Raw genomic sequence first — 15,767 nt, forward strand, 5'->3', positions numbered from 1 at the left:
CTAAACAAGAAGCCATCTAAACAATATTAGACAGTTTCAACTAAAGGGGCAAGTCTTTCTTTTAAAACAAGTTTTGTTTCTTTTTAACCTTGATCAGGTTCAATATCTTCCTCTTCGTCTGGTTCATCTTCCGCATCTACAGCCGGTTCTGGAGTGACCTCATTTGACTCAGCAGGGTCTGTAATCATCGTCCGATCTTTTGCATTAACCCTTAAAACTCTACTCTCATTACTTTCCGTTATAGGTACAAGCCATGCTGGTCCATATATACTCAAATCTTCTAACGCGAGCGTACGCTGGTAGGTAAGAATAGGGGTGGAAACGACTGCATTCGAACTTAATTCATTACTCTGAAACAGGAACTCTACTGCTTCTTTTGCAGAAATCACTTCGACAGAATCACCTTGTTGTTGCATAGGTCCAGCATAGGTTTGCTGATAAGAAATAATGTTGCCATCACTCCTACCATAGTAAAACGAAATTTCTGACGTACCGTCTCCAACAGGTCTATCGTTGACTATCTGACTAAAAATAAAGCGATTTTCTTCATTATCGTATCTCAAGAACTCGTACTGATCTCCGAATAAAATAGAGGAGCTATTGACAAAAGATTGCAGTTTGGCTAATTGTTGATCTGTAACCCCTTCGCTTGGGTCTCCTTCTATTTCTATTGGCTCAGACAAGATACTCGTATAAAGCGTTCCATCAGATGTAACAGATCCAGCCTGATTCTCAAGTGAATTAATATTGTCTTGAATCAAGTTGTTGCTGTTCGCCTGCATATAATAAACATTGAGCTTCTCATCAGACAAGTTCCCCGGTATCTGTATACCTATATCCCGCATATCTCTAATGATGTTGATTTGTTCAGATGGAGAGTTTGCATACTGCATCCCCGTTCGATTAATATAACCCACCAGGAGGTAGACATTCAGGAAGACGAAGGCCAATAGAAAAATATTTTCAATTTTTTTAAAGTCCATTAATTTGTTCCCCCTGCAATTCTATATACCGTTCGACTTCGTACCAGTTGTTGTCGCCTTCGAGTTTGACATACCAGTTTGGCTCAAAATGGATCAGACGAGATTCTTCTTCACTTTCAACCCAAGTGAGTCCAATCTCCAAATCTTCTATTTCTGAAGCTTCTACTTCAACAGATTCTAGTCTTGTAACAATCTCTTGTCCACTGGGTAACTCTTTGTCTACAAATTCATCCGGTGTAATCGGCGTCTGAATAATTCGCAGCGGCACACTCAAGTTTTTCAAACCGGATTCGACATAAGTAACGACTGTCGTGGCTTCTTTCTGTTGCGGACTGAATACAGGAAGTCCCTCAAGATATCTCTGGAAGGTCGCTTCATTTGTCTGCATATTGTAAGACTGATATTGTGACTTTTCTGTCCAGTTTTCAACTCGGTTCAGTTCCTCAAAACTTCTCGCTAACCGTTCGTTCAAAGAAAGCTCATCAAAGCTTGTTCTCTGCCTTTGATAGGACAATACATGCAAATTATCATTGATCATAACTTCTTGCTGTAAGTCGTAAATCCTTAACCCTTCGTCAAGTGTCTGTGTTTCAGCTTGTGATGTATCAATAAGCATACTAATATATAAGCTGTTCGGCAGACTTTCAACAAGGTAGTTACGGTAAGGTACCGTCAAGTTCTCTTTTGGAGCATAAACAATTTGATTTAAATTCAAGGCTTCCGCTTCTGTATAGACAATATCTTCTGACTCTCTAAAAGCCTCAATCACATTGTTGGTAATCATAGCTTCTTCTATTCCATAAGCGAGTTCTTCATTCATGTTATAAAACATGACTTTATCCGTTTGATTTAAGTTAAATAGCACTCGATTAAAGGTTCGATTTTCATAGTCTGAAGGTAAGTTTTCAAAGCCGTTTTCAAATAGTCCAAAAGGAATCTGTGCATTAAATACAAATTCTATCCAAGAATCGGCTTGCGTTAATTGCAGATAGTCCGCTTTCGGTAATGTTTCAGGCACTTCTACGCCTCTAAACGTCATATTTTCATAGCTTGTATTAATCAACCCTTCTGCCTCTTGCATGGATGCCATCTTCGGCTCCTCAGAAATTTCATGCAGAATAACTTGATTGGGTGAAAAGACTTCTGATAATGTTCGGTCAATCAGTACGGGTGTCTGACTAGTTCCAGAAGAAGATGATGAATTGGGTTGCGTTCCTGTAACCATCAGGTTGTAACTAAGAAAGAGACTCAATACAATCAAAAAGCCAAGTAGTACGTGCTTTATATGTGTCCATGTCATGCCCACTCATCCTCCTCAAATGGAATGTAAGGAAGGGATAAGTAGAAAGTCGTACCTTTTCCTTCCGCACTTTCTGCCCAGATTCTTCCACCATGTTGTTCAACTACTTCTTTAGAAATCGCCAACCCTAAACCACTACCACCCATCGCACGTGAGCGCGCACGGTCTACTCGGTAAAATCTAGAGAATATTTTAACAAGATCCTTTTTAGGTATACCCATCCCTTGGTCGGTAATACTGATAATCACAGATTGTGCTGTCTGACTCATACTTCCTGTGATCACACCGCCATCTGGCGAGTATTTCAGTGCATTATTCATAATATTATCCAATACTTGGACCATTCTGTCTGTGTCCATTTCAACAAATACGGGCTCATCTAGCAAATTCCGATCAATTCGGTAATGTTTTCCTTCATACTCGTTCGAATGAATCAACATATCAAAACGGTTCAGTACATGATCCAGTAATTCTGTTATATCAACGAGTTCGACTTCTAACTCACTTTTACCTGAGTCAATTCTAGACAAGTGTAGCAGATCTTGAATCATGCGAATCATTCGGTCTGTTTCACTTTGTGTTACCTCAAGGAACCTTGGCGCTAGTTCCGGATCTTGCCAAGCACCATCTGCTAAAGCTTCAATGTAGCTACGCATACTGGTTAATGGTGTTCTTAATTCGTGGGATACGTTGGAAACGAATTGCTTCCGTTCTTCTTCGATCTTTTCTTGCTCGGTTACATCGTGGAGCACACACACAATTCCGCTGATAAAGCCGGTTTCTCTTTGAATCAGAGAGAAAGAGGCTCTAAGAATTGTAGGTAAACCATCGTTATAAGCATTAATCAAAATATCTTCTTGCTCTTCTAATAAGCGTCTTAGAGTCAGCTCTTTTTCTACACCTAGAATTTTCAGAAGATTATTGCCATTCACTTCTTCTCCCGACACTTCAAGCATTTTTTCGGCCATGTTGTTTACGATAAAGATTTTTCCTCGTCGATCTGTAGCAATAACGCCATCGGTCATATGGGTCAGTACGCTATCTAAGCGTCGACGCTCTGAATCGATGGACTCTTGTGCCTCTGCTACTTCATTCGACAATTCATTGATCAAGAAGGCCAATTCTCCTAATTCATCATCTCCATATACCGTCAACATACCCGAATAGTCACCTTCTGCGATAGCACGTGTTTGGATCTGCATCTCTTTGATGGGTTTAGTCAACGCTCTAGCCACTAAATTCGCCAGAATCAACGATAAGATGATCGCGACAGAAGAGGCTTGCAAAAATGTCAGGGTAATTTCTGAAACTTGCGTATAGACGGTTTCAATGTTACTTTCGAGTACGATGACACCTAAAAATTCCTCTGAATCTGTACTCGAATAAATTGGCTCGACAATTTTCCACCTTCTATCTTGAGAAGTTGGATCAAGATCTTGCTTTGTGACAGACGTACTGGATAATTGTGCTTGTCTGACATCTGCATCATTTGAAATTTGTCCGATCATACTCTGTTGGGTACTATCACTAATTCCTATGATGACCCTATTCGGACTAACCACTTGTAATTCCGTGATATTATTTCCTGAAAATTCCATCAAGAGACGATTAATTTCTTCTCTTGGATTGGTTTCCGTTTCTTCTTCGCTCTGATCACTTTCTAGTAATGGTAAGATGGTACTTTTAAGAAACGTCATCTGCGTCTGACGGTCACTTCTAAAGTTTCCGACCAACTTTTGTTCCATTGTCGTAACAAAATTCGCCCCGATAATCTGCAGGGCGAATACAAGTAGCATAACAATGATAAATACGATCTTAGTGTTGATTGACTGATAAAAATGAATCTTTTTTTTCATATAAGTTTATTTCTCCTGTTGTTCAGGATTCCTTAGATAGTATCCTACCCCTCGTCTAGTTACTAAGAAGTTTGGATGGCTCGGATTATCTTCGATCTTTTCTCTCAAACGTCTTACAGTAACATCAACCGTTCTGACATCTCCAAAGTAGTCATATCCCCATACCGTTTCAAGTAAATGCTCTCTGGTCATGACTTGACCGATATGTCTAGCAAGGTAGTGTAGTAACTCGAATTCTCTGTGTGTCAATTCGATTGTACTTCCACGCTTAGAAACAATGTAGGCATCTGGATGAACGACTAAATCGCCCACTTCAATATCATTGCTTTCTGGTACTTCTGGTTCAGCTGTTTGTACAGAAGATTGACGTCTCAGGTTTGCTTTAACACGGGCGACTAATTCTCTGTTAGAGAATGGTTTTGTTACATAGTCATCGGCTCCGAGTTCTAGCCCTAAAACTTTATCAATTTCCTGATCTTTAGCTGTAACCATGATGATTGGAATATCATGTGTTCTTCTGACTTCACGACAAACTTCAAGTCCGTCCATTTTTGGTAACATCAGATCGAGTACAATCAGATCTGGTGAGTGTTCTTCTACTTTCTCTACAGCTTCTTCTCCATCATATGCAGTAAAAACTTCGAATCCTTCTTTTTCAAGATTAAATTTAACAATATCTGAAATTGGCTTTTCATCATCTACGACTAATATTTTTTTCAAGTGATGCTCCTCCTCAGAAACATATTCTTATGTTCTCTTTTCAATTCTTGTAATCTAGACCAAGTATACAGCACCTATGGGCACGGTTCAATTTTTCAAAGAAATACGACAAATTCTTACTTCTGTAACTCAATTTCCACTGCTACCGTTTCTCCTGCTTTAGCTTGTTTTGTCAGATTCAGTACCTGAGTCACTTCAAAAGCTAAATCATCCAATACGATAACTGAAATAATCGTATTAAAACCTTTTTTGGTAATCAGTTCTTCATCAAACTCTACCAATGCATCTCCGGCTTTAACTTGGTCGTCTTTCTTCAATTTAGTTTTGAACCCTTCTCCATTCAACAGCAATGTGTCGATTCCCACATGGATCAGAATTTTCAACCCTTCTTTTGTTTCGATATAATAGGCATGTTTCGCATCTGCAACTTCTATCAACTTTCCATCAATAGGTGCAACGACTAGTTGAGAAGTTGGCTTGATGGCGTACCCTTCACCAATCATTTTTTGAGCAAAAATTTCATCTGGTACTTCTTCTATCGATAAAACTTCTCCGTCTGAAACTGCACGTAAAGGTAGCTTGTGCCGAGAATCCTTTGTATCATTTATTTCAATCTCAGAATCCTTCGCTCTCTCGTCTGTCATGCTTTTCTCCTTTTTGTAAGTTACGGTTAAATCCGTAACTCTGTATGTTGCTACTATTCTAACAACTAAAGCCGTTTCAAGCAATATCTTTTAGTCGTAGCTTCTGTTTGTTGCTATGAGACTGTTCGTGGTATTCTATTTATAGAAACTTCAAATAAAAACTAGCTTATGTAAAGGAGGCATTATGATGTCAATAGCATATATTATTGCTCTAGTCATTTTAGGTTTAGCTTTGATTGCACTCGTCGTAATCGGTTTGACTACATTTAAAAAGATGAAACCGACGTTCAACAATATAAAAGAAACACAATCGACTGTAAATGACCATATCGAACACTTCACAGTGGAAGCAGATGCTGTTCAAACCAAAGTTAATCAAGTCAAAGGACGCATTGAAGATCTTCAAAAAGTTGCAACAATCAAGATGCAGCGATTTGATGAACTGTCTACTCACGCTTCTAGTTTGAGCGATTCACTCACTTACTTGAAAGATCATAGTAGTGACTATTCAAAAGGCATTGCCAAAAACACTGCTGATGAATTGAAAACGGATGGTCCGATGATTGCTAAAACATTTACCCGAGCATTCAAACGTACTTTCCAGAAACAAAAGGCTCGTTACACAAACGAATAACCCATTTTGAGAGGAGAACCACACTATGCCAAAAATAAGTTTAGCCAAAGCATTAATGATGAGTGCTGCTTCTGCATTTGCTGCTTTATTGTTTGCTCCAAAAACAGGAGATCAATTCCGCAAAGAATTAAAATCTGAAGCAACAAAACTGAAAGACTCTAGCGGTGAAAAAGCGCAACAACTTGTTGAAGATTTCAGAGAATCTTATGCTGAAGCAGATATGGAATTACAATCTGAACAAGCAGAGATGGATGCTCGACAAGCCCAATTAAATGAAACCATTAAAGAAATTGAAAGAGATCTTGCACAAAGAAACGCTTCAATCGAGCCAAAATCAGATACAGTGATTGATCCTGCAACAGCTTCTCATGCAATGTATGATGACGAAAATCTTGGTGATGTAAAAGGCACTCCACTTGAGCCTTCAACAGACCAAGCAATTCCTAAAGACAAAGTAGACGAAGCTTTACACGATAATCATCTATCTAATAATGAAGATTTCAAGTTAGACAAAGACCATCTTGCAGATGAAAAAGAAGCTTCACACAAAATGAACCCGAATAACTAATTGCAAAAATAGTCAATATAAAAAGACAGTTGGAATTGCGGAGATCTAAAATCTTCGCTATCCAACTGTCTTTTTTCTATTGTTCCTTAAGCACCCATACAGAGATGGACTCTGCATTTACTGGGAAAATTGCGGAACCATCTTCATTTATAAGAATCTCTTCTTCTCTATGTTCCAAAATATCTATATACGTTTCGCCTGCGTGCAAGTCTCCAACAGTCATTTCCTTGAATCCTTCATCTCCACTAGAAATCACAACTGCACACCCATGAGGATGTTCTTCATCTCCTGTACGTGTAAATCCTAGGCAAGTACCGTGGTCTAGATAATTATACTGTTCACCGTAAGCATATTCCGTTCTTACGCGCATCAGCTTTTCAATATCACTTGGACACCCATTATAGTCAACGTCTCCACTATATCCGTAATAATCACTGTAGAACACACATGGATAACCATAAGAGCTTAGTAATACAATGCCATATGCCAGCGGTTTGAACCAAGGTTCGACATAGGATTCCAGAGACTGTCCAGGCTGAGAATCATGGTTCTCAACGAACGTCACTGCTTGTTCAGCATTTTTCTTATAAAGCGTCCCATCAAATAATCTTCTTAAGTCAAAATCTGTTTTTAACTGAGAAGCTTCGTGTAGTGCATAATGGAATCTTACATCCATCATAGAGGTATTGTAGTCAAGATCTTCCATGTATTCTTCTAACGCTTTATATTTCTGGTGCCAATATTCTGCAACGAAAAAGAAGTCTTCTCCAAATTCAGCGCGCACACCATCAATCAAATCCTTCATAAAGCTATTATCGATGTGTTTAACAGCATCCAGTCGAATCCCATCTATCCCTGTTTCTTCTATAAACCATCGAATCCAATTTTTTGTTTCTTCAATCACTTCTGGATGGCTATAATCAATATCTGCAAACATTAAGTAGTCGAAGTTTCCAAATTCTGTTGACACCGTATCATCTGGTGCCCAACCTTTTCCTTCGCCTTCAATTCTATAAATACCTTGTTCTCCTGAAATTTCATCATCAGAGACACCCGAAAAGTGATACCAGTGCCATTCAAAGTCGGAGTACTTTCCTTGTCTACCCGGAAAATTAAAGTATGTCCAAGATTCAATTTCTCTTGATTCTCCAACCTCTTCATGTCGGTTTTCTTCATTTACTGGAACAGCTCCAAAGGTTTCTGTAGCATCTGCTCCTGCTTTATGGTTTAAAACAACATCCGCGTAAACTTGAATCCCCTGTTCATGTAAGGTATGGATAGCGTCTAATAATTCTTCTTTTGTGCCATACTTTGTTCTAACGGTTCCTTTCTGATCGAACTCACCAAGGTCATAGAGATCATAGATACCGTATCCTACATCTTCTTGACTCAGTGCTTTGAAACAAGGTGGAATCCATACTGCTGTAATGCCGATATTTCTCAAATGAGCTGCTTCGTCTTTCAGTTTTTTCCAGTGTGTACCATCATTCGGCAGATCCCATTCAAAATATTGCATCATAGTCCCGTTATATTCCATGTTCTCTCCTCCTACAATCAGTGTTATAAAGTAAACACCCTAACATTATAATTTTATCTTTATCTTTAAAAAGAAACAACTGGAACGTCTCGCAAGCCCTACGCGACAGGCTTATTTAAGCCCTTTTTACTCTGTTAAGATTTCTCGGTGACAAAATAGCACTTCTCTATTCACAAGTAGGCTAGTTTTTACTGGAATCTCCTTGTATTTTAACGATTCTAGAGATACAATCTAGATATTGATTTTTAGTACCAGAAAGGAAAAATGATTGTATGAGACGATTGTTGAATCGCTTTTCAAATTTACCCATCCCTTTTAAAATTGTTCTAAGTTTTGCGTTTGTTATTCTTGTGGGATCAATTTTATTATCTATGCCTTTTAGTCAGCAAATCGGGTCTCAAGCGACTTACTTTGATCACTTGTTTACTGCCGTTTCCATGGTTTGTGTGACGGGCCTTTTCACTGAGCCTCTGGCGCATACGTATAATATTTTCGGACAAATCGTCGGTTTAGTCCTGATCAAGCTCGGAGGGCTCGGTCTCATCACGTTAGTTGCAACAATCGTGATGCAGTTAGGACGTCGTGTCAGTATGAAAGACGAAGTAACCTTAAGGCAAGCCTTAAATAGTGGAAGCATGATTAATTTCAGAAATTTCCTTTTATCTGTAGTGAAATACACTTTCCTCATAGAAGGAATCGGTGCTTTTCTACTCACCTTCCATTTCGTACCCTTGTTTGGATGGGCCAGAGGATTATTTACGTCCATTTTTCTCTCTATTTCAGCTTTCAATAATGCAGGATTCGACAACCTTGGCACAAACAGCTTACAAGGCTTTGTAGATGTTCCCATTGTGAACATTGTAATTCCACTACTCATTATTGTCGGAGGAATTGGATTTTCCATCTGGTTTGATCTCGCTCAAAATTTCAAGAGTTTTATCGCTGTTAGAAGCTGGATTGATTTAAGAGGTCGTTACAGAAGACTAAAACTGCATACTCGACTAGTTCTGAACTGGACACTATTTTTAATTGGTGCAGCAATGGTACTGTTCATGCTTTCAGAGTGGCATAATCCTACTACGCTTGGTAGCCTTAGTCTCTCTGGTAAAATTCAGGCCACCTTCTTTCAAGCCGTCACATTGCGTACAGCTGGCTTTGCAACTGTAGGCTATACGAATCTACATCTGTTTACAATTATTTTTATGACCGTCTTTATGTTCATTGGTGGGTCCCCAGGTGGTACAGCCGGGGGTGCGAAAACTTCCACAGTTGCCCTTGTCGTCAAGTTGATCTGGGCTGAGGTAACCGGTCAGCAACATGTGCATTATCAGAAAAGAACACTTGATAATGAGATTGTAAAAAGAGCTCTTGTGATTGTCGTTATGTTCGTGATTTTGAATTTTGTCGGAATGTCTTTGATGTCGATTTTCGATGAGACAGTTCCTCTTCAATATTTATTTTTCGAAGCTGTTTCTGCTTTAGGAACGGTTGGTTTATCTGCTGATTTGACACCTGATTTATCTCGTGGAAGTCAAACGGTAATTATGTTTATGATGTTTATTGGTCGTCTAGGCCCCATCACAATCTTCACAGCACTTGGCCAATTTGAACGCAAGCAGAAACCAAAAGTATATGCGTCTGGAAACATCATTATAGGGTAAGATAGGAGAGAACAAATTGAATAAGATAATTGGTGTATTAGGTCTTGGAGTATTTGGATCGACTATTGCGAAAGAATTAGGCGAACATTATTTTGATGTAATTGCCGTTGATAAAGATTTGATGGATGTAAACCGTGTAGAAGAATACGTTGTCCAAGGCGTTCAAGGAGACATTACTGATCTGGATCTATTGAAAAGTATCGGATTTGAAAAATGTGATACTGTGGTTATTGGTACAGGATCTAACTTGGAAGCCAGTGTACTAGCTGTACTCAACTGCAAAAAGCTAGGCATCAAACAAATTATTGCAAAAGCAAAAAATAAAGTACACAAAGAAATCCTTCTAGAAGTCGGTGCGCATGAAATTATTCGTCCAGAAAAAGAAATGGGCGACCGTGTTGCGCGTAATCTTATGAGAAACAAAATACTCGATGTCATCGAATTGGATGAAGATAATGCAATCATTGAATTCCTGACGCCAAAAGAATGGGTCGGCAAGTCCCTTGTACAATTAGACTTACGGAACAAATACGGTATCAATGTTATTGGAATGAAAAATGCTGAAGGTGAAAAACTGCAAGTAAATATTTCACCCGACGAAAAAATCTCACCAAAAAGTTTACTCGTTGCTATCGGAGAACCTCATACTTTTGAGCACTTAGATTATACGAATCAACTTAAATAAGTAAAAAGCATCCCGATCTACTCTGTTTCAGTCTGTAAAGACTGACGCTAGGTAGCGGGATGCTTTTTTAATGGCATTTATTTTAAGATACTGGTGACCATACGTTTTCTAGTACGTTTGTCTGGTCACGATCTGGTCCAACTGAGAATGTTGAGATATGAACACCTGTAAGCTCAGATACACGACGAATATAGTTACGCGCGTTTTCTGGCAATTCTTCTAGTGTTCTACATGCTGTAATATCTTCGCTCCAACCTGGAAGCTCTTCATAGATTGGTTTACATTCAGCCAATTCTTTTAAACTAGCGGGATAATGAAGAATGTGTTCACCATTGCGCTCATAAGCTGTACAGATCTTCAAAGTATCTAAACCTGACAACACATCAATAGAGTTCAAAGAAAGGTTCGTAATACCAGAAACTCTCTTGGCATGACGCATAACGACACTATCAAACCAACCAATACGACGAGGACGCCCAGTTGTTGTTCCGTATTCTTTACCGGCATCACGTATAAACTGTCCTGTTTCGTTGTTTAATTCTGTCGGGAAAGGTCCATCTCCAACTCGTGATGTGTAAGCTTTACATACACCAACGACTTTATCGATTTTAGAAGGGCCAACACCACTTCCGATTGTTACACCACCGGCAACAGGATTAGAAGACGTTACAAAAGGATAGGTTCCTTGATCAATATCCAGCATCACGCCTTGTGCACCTTCAAATAATACACGTTTACCAGCATCCAACGCATCATTCAATACAACGGAAGTATCACAGACGTATTGTTTGAATTGCTGTCCGAACTCATAGTAAGGTTCAAAAATTTCGTCAAATTCAATTGGTTCAGAGTTATAAATTTGAGTAAAGTAACGGTTTTTTTCTTCTAGTACACTTCTCAACCGCTCTTCGAAAATGTCTTTATCTAATAGATCTGCGATTCTGATTCCGATACGAGAAGCTTTATCCATATAAGCTGGTCCGATACCACGAATGGTCGTACCAATCTTTTGGTCTCCTTTAGAATCTTCTTGCAACTGATCCATTTTAATATGGTACGGTAAGATAACGTGTGCACGATCTGAAATACGCAGATTATCTGTAGTGATATTTCTGTCATGCAAGTATTGTAATTCATTGACCAAAGATTTAGGGTTAATGACTACACCATTACCGATTACGCTGATTTTATCACTTGCGAAAATACCTGAAGGAATTAAATGTAGTTTGTATGTTACACCATCAAAAATGATTGTGTGACCTGCATTGTCTCCTCCTTGATAACGCGCAATAACTTCTGCGTTTTCACTTAAAAAATCGGTAATTTTACCTTTACCTTCGTCTCCCCATTGTGTTCCAACAACTACGACCGACGACATTTGTCCACCTCATCTAAAAATATTTAATGCTTGAAATTATAAAAGGAGACAGTACTCCATTACCCAGACAAACAATACACTGATATAAGAATAGAATGGTCCTATTCGCTTTACCCTTGTTATCTATCTTTAAATGGAGGTGTCCCCCTAATCTATTTTTGCATCAAGTGTTATCTTTAATAACACTTCTATTCTACCATATATCTGATGTAGTTTAACACTTTATTTAGGATTCGTCTTCTAGATTAATGCCTTTTTTCTTTATAGAGTAATCTCAAAATTTAAGTCATCTTCTTTTTCCGCTACTGAAGTATCATGAACTCTCGGTTTTCTAACCAATATTTGGAGTACTACAGAACATACTACCCCTACTAAAATAGCGGTAATAAACATTAATAATTGACTGGCCATCGGCAAACCGAAAACGCCTGAAACGCCTGTTGTTGAAACGCCAGTAGCCATTACAATAGCTCCACCAATGGCTGCACCAATCATATTAGGAATAATAACCCTAAAGGGATCTTGAAATGCGTATGGTAAAGCCGCCTCCGTTATCCCCACTAGTCCTGATAAGATTGAAGCTGGAGCTAAGTCAATTTCTTCTTGGCTGAACTTAGATTTTGCAATAAGAGAAGCAATCCCTACTGAAAGTGCAGGAACCATTATTCCTGGAAAGACTGCTGCATTTACTCTGAACCCAATTCCACTTGGTTCATTCCACAATGCAAAGACAAACGTGATAGCAATTTTATTCAGTGGTCCACCCATATCAAATGCACACATTGCACTTAAAATAGCTCCTAATAGAAAAGCGTATTGCGCTGATTCTGAAAGACTGATCAAGCTTTCAATCATTACATCGTTCAATACACCTATAGTCATTGCTACTGGATACGTCATTAATAGATAAAGTAGCCACCCTGTAAGCACTGGAATAAATAGCGTCTTCTTGATTGATTCTAAAAATTCTGGAAAAGGTAGCTTTCTAAAATATAATACAACGTATCCGGCTACAAAACCTGCAATGATTGCACCTAAAAATCCGCTAGCGGATGTATTTTCAACTGTAGGATGTGCCGCAATATAACCACCAATAAAGCCTGGGGCAATAGCTGCTTTATCTCCAATTGCATAAGCCATGTATGCCCCAAAGATTGCTGGAATCATATCCATTATGATCCATGCAAATCCGTTTAATGTGTTAACTGCTGACACATCTGGCGATATGTATTGACTATACATTTGGGTTACTGCAATGGTCATTCCGGCAAATACAATAAATGGCAGCATATAAGATACCCCAGTCATTAAAGCTTGTTGAAGTTTACGCATGATTTCTCCTCCGCCCTATTTAAGAGTTTAGTTTTTCTTCAATTTTCTTAAGTAATCCGTCTGCGTTTTTAATTGCAGTACTGATAGGTATTTCCACTTTTTTAATTTTGTTGAATCGCTCTTTTTTAGCAATACCCACTTCTATTGCTAAAATCAGAATATCTGCCTGGTCAATATCTTTTTGTATCAATTCGTTTTCTATTCCTGTCGCACCTTGCGTTTCTACTTTTATTTGATGTCCGCTTCTGTCAGCAGCATTCTCCAGCGCTTTTTTTGCCATAAATGTATGTGCAACGCCAGTAGCACAGGCTGTGATTGCGATAATTCTCATGTCATTCTCCTCCTTTATCTTCCTTCTTTAAAAATATCTCTTACATATTTGATCAATTCAGATTCACTTTGTATACTCTTTATCTGTCTTTTAGTTTCCCCATCCATCAAATGATATGCAAGCGTTGATAATAGCCCCAAATGTGTATTATCAGTATCTTTTTCAGGAACCAGTATGACAAATAGTTGCTCCACTTTCTGATCATCTAGAGCATCCCATTCGATTGGTTCTTCTAAAGCAACAATGACCAGTACCGGTTGCTTTAAATCTTTGATCTTTCCATGAGGGATTGCAAAACCATCACCAAAACCAGTTGTCCCTAGAGTTTCTCTTTCCAATATTCCGTTCAAAATAGTTTTGGGGTCTATTTCTTCTTTAATTTGATTAGATATCCATATGGACAGGTCATACAGTAATTGAGTTTTATCCCCATTTTTACGTAAAGGAAAATCCAAATTAACCCTTATTTCTAATTCCTCTTTGTTGTGCTGATTCATCACCTTTGTCTCAACTCCCCTTAAACTTCTTTTGGTTAAGTATACCAATCAATTATTTTTATGAAAAGGGTTACTCCATTGTATTTAAAAAGACCGTAATAGTCTTTGTTGAGTTATTTCAACATAGATTATTACGGTTTTTTATCTTTAATAATTCGGTATCTGATCTTCTGGATAATAAGTCAATGAAGAAAATTTATTGTACTCTTTGATAAATAGGAGTTTTGCCGTCCCACGTGCTCCAGAACGGTTTTTTTCCAAGATAATTTCGACTACATTATCTTCAGCTGATTCGTCTTCATCTTCCTCATCTTCATTACGGTAGTAATCTTCTCGATATAGGAAGGCAACGATATCGGCATCTTGCTCAATCGATCCTGATTCTCTCAAGTCACTCAAAATTGGTCGTTTGTCTTGTCTTTGCTCTACACTACGAGAAAGCTGTGACAAGGCGACAACAGGAACCGATAACTCTTTAGCTAATTTCTTTAACTGTCTAGAGATATCCGATACTTCTTGCTGGCGACTTTCTTTACCCGAACCTTCAATTAGTTGAAGATAATCAATGACGATCAATCCCAAACTACCTCGCTCTTGCTTCAAGCGACGGCATTTTGCTCTAATTTCTGCTGTACGAATTCCTGGTGTATCATCAATATAAATATTTGCTTTAGAAAGACTACCCATTGCAACAAATAATTTAGTAAACTCTTCTTCAGTCAGCTTCCCAGTCCTTAAATTCGAAGCATTTATAGTACCTTCCGCACAAAGCATACGGTTCACTAACTGTTCAGCACCCATCTCTAAACTAAAAATCGCAACCGTTTCATCTGTTTTCGTTCCAATATTTTGAGCTACATTTAACGCAAATGCTGTTTTTCCCACACCCGGTCTCGCTGCTAGTATAATCAGCTCATCTTCATGTAATCCAGCAGTCATTTGGTCTAATGCTTTATACCCGGTAGAAATTCCTGTGATTTCTTCATCATTTTGAAATAGTTCATCAATATTATTGATGGTTTCTCTTAAAACGGTCTCGATATTGACAAATCCACTACGACTTCTTTTTTCGGACACTTCAAGTATCTGTCTTTCAGCATCATCTAGAAGGTTGGGAAGATCACTTGCTTCGTCATATCCTCTTGAAGCAATTTCTGTCGCTGTCTGGATCAAACGGCGCAATATAGAACGCTCTTCAACAATTTTGGAGTAATACTCCACGTTTGCAGCTGTGGGCACTGTAGTGGCTATATCAGCCAAATAAGGTGTCCCACCAATATCTTCAAGCTGATTTCTTGATTCCAGCATATCCGCAATCGTTACAACATCTATTGCTTCGTTCCGCTCACTTAAATCAATCATCGTCTGAAAAATCAGTTGGTGCCCACGACGATAGAAATCTGTCGATTCAATGTATTCCATCGCCGGAATCAATGCTTCTGGATTTAATAAAATAGAGCCCAGAACAGATTGCTCGGCTTCAATATTTTGTGGTGGTAGACGATCGCCTAATGGTTCCATAGCCAATGTATATTCTTCCTTTCGCACCTTATAGGTCACAAATTCATTATTAATTGTACAATATCTCATTCTAAAAGTATATAAGGGAACAATTGTTTACTATCTTATTTTCTCTTTAAT

Annotated in this window: 15 protein-coding genes; 4 read left to right on the top strand and 11 right to left on the bottom strand. The window is 38.5% G+C overall.

Annotated features, from left to right (window positions below; genetic code table 11):
• Positions 1-83 precede the first annotated feature (83 nt).
• From ACFP65_RS00475 to ACFP65_RS00495, 5 genes are all read right to left on the bottom strand, one after another.
• Positions 84-983, bottom strand: coding sequence for a two-component system regulatory protein YycI (locus tag ACFP65_RS00475; RefSeq protein WP_379914859.1), 900 nt, complete (start codon positions 981-983; stop codon positions 84-86).
• Positions 973-2,283 (bottom strand): two-component system activity regulator YycH, encoded by a 1,311-nt coding sequence (gene yycH / locus ACFP65_RS00480; RefSeq protein WP_379914861.1) that lies wholly within the window; start codon positions 2,281-2,283, stop codon positions 973-975. The genes ACFP65_RS00475 and yycH overlap by 11 nt, the downstream gene beginning before the upstream one ends.
• Positions 2,280-4,139, bottom strand: a complete 1,860-nt coding sequence (gene walK / locus ACFP65_RS00485) for a cell wall metabolism sensor histidine kinase WalK (protein WP_379914863.1) — start codon at positions 4,137-4,139, stop codon at positions 2,280-2,282. The genes yycH and walK overlap by 4 nt, the downstream gene beginning before the upstream one ends.
• Before the next feature lie 6 nt (positions 4,140-4,145).
• Positions 4,146-4,859: a response regulator YycF gene (gene yycF, locus ACFP65_RS00490; RefSeq protein WP_379914865.1), complete on the bottom strand. Its 714-nt coding sequence runs from the start codon at positions 4,857-4,859 to the stop codon at positions 4,146-4,148.
• Between the two features lie 116 nt (positions 4,860-4,975).
• Positions 4,976-5,503, bottom strand: a complete 528-nt coding sequence (locus tag ACFP65_RS00495; RefSeq protein WP_379914867.1) for a PTS sugar transporter subunit IIA — start codon at positions 5,501-5,503, stop codon at positions 4,976-4,978.
• A 187-nt stretch (positions 5,504-5,690) separates the two neighbouring features.
• On the opposite strand from ACFP65_RS00495, the gene ACFP65_RS00500 reads away from it, so the two are divergent.
• On the top strand, positions 5,691-6,137 hold the full coding sequence (locus tag ACFP65_RS00500; RefSeq protein ID WP_379914869.1) for a hypothetical protein: 447 nt from the start codon (positions 5,691-5,693) through the stop codon (positions 6,135-6,137).
• 25 nt (positions 6,138-6,162) lie between these two features.
• A complete protein-coding gene (locus tag ACFP65_RS00505; protein WP_379914871.1) occupies positions 6,163-6,705 on the top strand; it encodes a YtxH domain-containing protein in 543 nt (180 codons plus the stop codon).
• Between the two features lie 76 nt (positions 6,706-6,781).
• Here ACFP65_RS00505 and ACFP65_RS00510 read toward each other — a convergent pair whose 3' ends face one another.
• Positions 6,782-8,242, bottom strand: coding sequence for an alpha-amylase (locus tag ACFP65_RS00510; protein ID WP_379914873.1), 1,461 nt, complete (start codon positions 8,240-8,242; stop codon positions 6,782-6,784).
• A gap of 272 nt (positions 8,243-8,514) precedes the next feature.
• Between ACFP65_RS00510 and ACFP65_RS00515 the strand changes: the two genes are divergently transcribed.
• Together ACFP65_RS00515 and ACFP65_RS00520 are read left to right on the top strand one after the other, a co-directional pair.
• The gene (locus ACFP65_RS00515; protein ID WP_379914875.1) at positions 8,515-9,903 is read left to right on the top strand and encodes a TrkH family potassium uptake protein; all 1,389 of its coding nucleotides are present in this window, start codon (positions 8,515-8,517) and stop codon (positions 9,901-9,903) included.
• Between the two features lie 16 nt (positions 9,904-9,919).
• On the top strand, positions 9,920-10,588 hold the full coding sequence (locus ACFP65_RS00520; RefSeq protein ID WP_379914877.1) for a potassium channel family protein: 669 nt from the start codon (positions 9,920-9,922) through the stop codon (positions 10,586-10,588).
• A gap of 82 nt (positions 10,589-10,670) precedes the next feature.
• Here ACFP65_RS00520 and ACFP65_RS00525 read toward each other — a convergent pair whose 3' ends face one another.
• From ACFP65_RS00525 to dnaB, 5 genes are all read right to left on the bottom strand, one after another.
• A complete protein-coding gene (locus ACFP65_RS00525) occupies positions 10,671-11,966 on the bottom strand; it encodes an adenylosuccinate synthase (RefSeq protein ID WP_379914879.1) in 1,296 nt (431 codons plus the stop codon).
• 261 nt (positions 11,967-12,227) lie between these two features.
• Positions 12,228-13,298 carry a PTS fructose transporter subunit IIC gene (locus tag ACFP65_RS00530; RefSeq protein WP_379914881.1) on the bottom strand — a complete coding sequence of 357 codons (1,071 nt, stop codon included), beginning with the start codon at positions 13,296-13,298 and terminating at the stop codon, positions 12,228-12,230.
• Positions 13,299-13,317: 19 nt separating this feature from the next.
• Positions 13,318-13,629, bottom strand: coding sequence for a PTS fructose transporter subunit IIB (locus ACFP65_RS00535; RefSeq protein WP_379914883.1), 312 nt, complete (start codon positions 13,627-13,629; stop codon positions 13,318-13,320).
• Positions 13,630-13,643: 14 nt separating this feature from the next.
• Complete coding sequence (locus ACFP65_RS00540; protein WP_379915227.1) at positions 13,644-14,126, bottom strand: PTS sugar transporter subunit IIA; 483 nt, start codon at positions 14,124-14,126, stop codon at positions 13,644-13,646.
• 147 nt (positions 14,127-14,273) lie between these two features.
• Positions 14,274-15,647, bottom strand: coding sequence for a replicative DNA helicase (gene dnaB / locus ACFP65_RS00545; RefSeq protein ID WP_379915229.1), 1,374 nt, complete (start codon positions 15,645-15,647; stop codon positions 14,274-14,276).
• Positions 15,648-15,767: the final 120 nt, after the last annotated feature.

It is taken from the genome of Marinilactibacillus sp. GCM10026970, from assembly GCF_042660675.1.
Taxonomy (GTDB): domain Bacteria; phylum Bacillota; class Bacilli; order Lactobacillales; family Carnobacteriaceae_A; genus Marinilactibacillus.